At 31.6% G+C, this 2,708-nt stretch carries 2 protein-coding genes; both read right to left on the reverse strand.

The features are described from left to right. Positions 1-118: 118 nt before the first annotated feature. Complete coding sequence (locus tag ACYEKI_RS21105; protein WP_459213198.1) at positions 119-493, reverse strand: hypothetical protein; 375 nt, start codon at positions 491-493, stop codon at positions 119-121. A 1,822-nt stretch (positions 494-2,315) separates the two neighbouring features. Further along, the coding region (locus ACYEKI_RS21110; protein ID WP_459213199.1) for a hypothetical protein at positions 2,316-2,708 on the reverse strand (393 nt) is incomplete at its 5' end.

The following is a 2,708-nucleotide window of genomic DNA, read 5'->3' on the forward strand; positions in this document are numbered from 1 at the left end:
ATTATCAGTATAGGACAAAAAGCGGCTTTGATCTTGATTTTTAGGCTTATTGACAGGGTTATTAACAGCCTGTTGAGCTTCTTTAACAGCCACTTTTTCTACAGTTTCAGTATGATTATCAGGAAAGGATAAAAACAAGTACCTCTGGATTAAACCATAACTCATAAGGAGCTTTAGAACCGTGCCAAACCTTTTTAATGATAATACCCGCCTCTTGTAAACGAATAAGATGCCTATGAGCTGTTCTAGTACTAGAATGTGTAAGTTTAGCGATTTGCACATTATTAGTACGTAGCGATGGTAAAGCATCACTAGAAAAAGGATTTCTTTTATAAGCTTTGGCAAGTGCGATACCATAGATTTTTAAAAGTTGTTGTGCAGTAGCAACCATAGCAGCTCTGACTTTAACATTATAATGTTCTTCTTTTTGATTGTAAGTAGAAACATGAGCGTCTAAAGCTCTAAGGGTATAGGTATAATTAAGTAAATACATAACAGAATTTAGTTTTTTGAATGTGTAGAAAAAGGGATGAATGAGTATGAGTTAGGAAGCTGTTTTCGTAAAGCCAGTACTTGAAATGTTAAAATTGAAAAAAGTTCATTTTTTTTTGAATGAGACTCTAAAAAAGGCTGTTTTTTGGTCATTTTGATTGATTTTAGGGAAGAAAAACCATAAAAAAGCGAAGACCAATAAGCGTTCATAGTAGAACATTTGAGTTCAAAAAAGAAACACAAAATTTCATTGCAATGCATCTCGGTTTATTAGGGTTTTTCTCTAATAATTAACTATATATAAGATACGAAAAAGGAGAAAGGAAGCCTAATTTGATAAAAGAGGTAACGAAGATTTTAGACTTGATTTTAACATTTTTTATCAAGTGATAAATAGTTAATGAAGAATAAAAAAAATATCTCAAATATATTAATAAGATCACTTTAAACTTTGATATTTTACATTCTACATTTTTACTTTTTACTGTTGTGAATACCATCTATATCAAATGATAAGTGGTGAGTAATTAGTTAAGAGTAAAAAGTATACTTCAGAATCATCAATACAATATCACTTTATACTTTAATATTTGATATTCTACATTCTTACTTTTTACAGTTGTGAATACCATCCAAAGTGAGATTACTCCCAACAAAAGAATGTATAGCAATGGCAGAGAATCTGTTGTGAATACCATCAATATTAAGTGATAAGTAGTTAGTGATGAGAAAAGAGTATAACTCAAGGTCAAATCATTAATACAAAATCACTTTAAACTTCAATATTTTACATGCTACATTTTTACTTTTTGTCGTTGCGAATACCATCCAAAGTGAGGTTACTCCCAACAGGAGCAGAACTAGTGATATGGTATAATGTGTTGTGAATACCTTCCAAAGTGAGGTTACTCCCAACTTATTAATAAGTCACATAGACTGGAATATAGTTGTGAATACCATCAATATCAAGTAATAAGTAATTAGTGATGAGTAAAGAGTATAGCTCAAAATCATATCATTAATACAAAATCACTTTAAACTTCGATATTTTACATTCTACATTTTTACTTCTTGTCGTTGCGAATACCTTCCAAAATGAGGTTACTCCCAACAGAACTTTAAGAAGAAAGTAGAGAATTACGGTTGTGAATACTTTCCAAAGTGAGGTTACTCCCAACTCGTACAAGGAAATTCTATTTTAACGGCTAGTTGTGAATACCATCAATATTAATTGATAAGTAGTTAGTGATGAGTAAAGAGTATAGCTCAAGATCATATCATTAATACAAGATCACTTTAAACTTCGATATTTTACATTCTACATTTTTACTTTTTATCGTTGTGAATACCATCCAAAATGAGGTTACTCCCAGCACCTATCTCAGATCTGCTTGCTCCAAAATGTTGTGAATACCATCCAAAGTGAGGTTACTCCCAACAATTACACAAGCAGGCCGTGGTGATATCTTGTTGTGAATACCTTCCAAAGTGAGGTTACTCCCAACAGAGTGTTTTAGGGCTATGGATTTTCCTGAGTTGTGACTACCTTCCAAAGTGAGGTTACTCCCAACTTGCTTAACGATACAAGGCGTACGCTATCACGTTGTGAATACCTTCCAAAATGAGGTTACTCCCAACATGCCTATTGTACTCAACAACTTGATGGTAGTTGTGAATACCTTCCAAAGTGAGGTTACTCCCAACATAACATTGTTTTTAACAGGATCAACCCCTTGTGATTACTGAGTTTAACCTCAAAAATAGGATTTAAAAAACACCTATTTTTTGTACTATTGATTAGAAAATCACTCATTTTTTTAATCCTAATTCAATGTTTGTAATTGTTGCTTTAATAACTCATTAATTGTATGATATCGTGTATCAAATAGTTCTTTTTGATAGGTTTTATTTTTAATCTCGATATAATCATTTTTAGTGGTTTCTATTCCAAATTTATCTTCAGCTTTAAGGAGATTATATGTAGCACCTCTCCAGTAAAATAATTCTTCTTTTAATGTGGCATTGAGGTATAAACCATGTCCTTGTGTATAATAAACATCTTTAAAAGCTTTTAAAAAATTGTTGGCTTGTTGTACTCTTAATAAGCGTTTTTCGTCTTTTTTGATGTAAATCACATCGGTGTTTTCATTTTGCGCCATAAAACGTAAAAGCCCCCAAATAGCCATTAAAGCATCTAGTTGTTTTTGTTTTTTGTA

This window comes from Aquimarina rhabdastrellae, from assembly GCA_947387485.1.
In the GTDB taxonomy this organism is placed as follows: domain Bacteria; phylum Bacteroidota; class Bacteroidia; order Flavobacteriales; family Flavobacteriaceae; genus Aquimarina.